1 protein-coding gene is annotated in these 1,567 nt (G+C 31.5%); it reads right to left on the bottom strand.

Annotation, left to right across the window (positions count from 1 at the left end):
- Positions 1–330: 330 nt before the first annotated feature.
- Positions 331–1,221 carry a carboxypeptidase-like regulatory domain-containing protein gene (locus ES677_RS15040; RefSeq protein WP_148381702.1) on the bottom strand — a complete coding sequence of 297 codons (891 nt, stop codon included), beginning with the start codon at positions 1,219–1,221 and terminating at the stop codon, positions 331–333.
- Positions 1,222–1,567 lie beyond the last annotated feature (346 nt).

Raw genomic sequence — 1,567 nt, 5'->3', positions numbered from 1 at the left:
TGCCTATTTCCTCACAAGAGGCTAAAATTTCTAACTTTTCTGCTAAGCTCCATTTCTTGTATTTCATATCTCAAAGGTATTATTTGAAATTTAAAATAACACTCCGAACTTATAGGGGGGTAAACTAGGAACAACGTTCTCTATTACATTCGCATAGGAGCAAATTTTTGTAGCCTATGCTTAAAATAGTAGGTAGCTTCAATTGGTGTAAAGAGCAATTGTTGAGATGAACGTTGAACCGCCGTATACGAGACCCGTACGTACGGTGGTGTGAGAGGCGCACTGGCAATCATTCGATTGTCAGCCGTCTACTCGATTGCCCACAGTATTTTAATTCGAAAGTGTTAATTCAATTGCCATCAAATTATATTTTTCTTTATATTTTTTCGAAGGACTTTTATTTTTCCAAATTTTTCTCCATTTTCCTTTGGTGAAAATCCAACTATTTTCATCTGATTCAGCCGGTATAGTTCCAATATAAGGTTCGTAAGAAATTCCGTCGTGTTTCTTCTTCGAACCAGTAATTGTATACTTATATTCGTATTTATTATCTTCAATTATTAACCATTCAATTGCTATAAAAAACCCTTTTTTGGGAAATTCAATGTTTAATTCAGTAATATCAATTTCAGTATTTTTTTTTCCTTTTTTAGCAGTTGCAATTATATTTTCGTCATAAATATAACCTTCTGGTTCTCCTTCATTATTGATATTATAGAGTCTAATGTTAAATTTTGAATCTTTAACTTTACTTTTGGTTAAAACTTTTATTTTATTAATAAAAATTGTTTTTTCGTATTCTTCCTTGTATTTAAAATATCTTGCCGTAATCCAAGGTTTTGTTCCGCAAGAAAAATAGAAGTCAATTTTCGATTTTTTGAATTTTCCAATTATTAATTTATTAGTGGAATTTTTAGATTTAATTACAATTTCATCTAATTCTGTAATAACAGGTTTTAATTCAAGAATATTCTTAATAGAATCAGATGATATTCTTTTTGTTTCAAATCCGATTGCAGAAAATAGAATAATTTTCGTTTTATTAACTTCTAATTCAAATTCTCCTTTTTCGTTAGAAGTTGTTCCAATATTTTCATTTTCTACCCAAATATTTACGTACGGTATTTTTTCTTTCGTTTTGCTATCAATTATCACAGATTTTAATTGACTAAAACAAATGTTTGAAATTAGTAAAATTGTTATTAAAAGTACATTTTTCATATTGTGGGCAACGTTGTTGTATATGGTTTGTTGCGTGGTTTAAGCAACTAATTTAGTAAATAATTACCAACCAAGAAAGTCCGCGAGGACTTTCGTAAGTAGGCGAGAAGCCAGCAATAAATTATATACGGTGTGTGTGCCCAGTATGGGCATCTTTAACTTACAGCAAAGTAAGTAATTAATCTAGAGGGTGCAAGTCCCTTATGCGCTGGGGTAACTCCTAGAAGCATTAGTAAGTCGCAAGGGTGGTAACTGCAAAGTTACATCTGAAGAAAGCGAGACTACAAAACTCGGTACTGACGAACAGAAACCGTATACAGAGGCCTATTTATTCGGGTAAGCAACC

This window comes from Bizionia gelidisalsuginis, from assembly GCF_008086185.1.
GTDB lineage: Bacteria > Bacteroidota > Bacteroidia > Flavobacteriales > Flavobacteriaceae > Bizionia > Bizionia saleffrena.
Note: the sequence above shows the minus strand (reverse complement) of the source record. Positions and strands in the feature narration are given on the sequence as shown.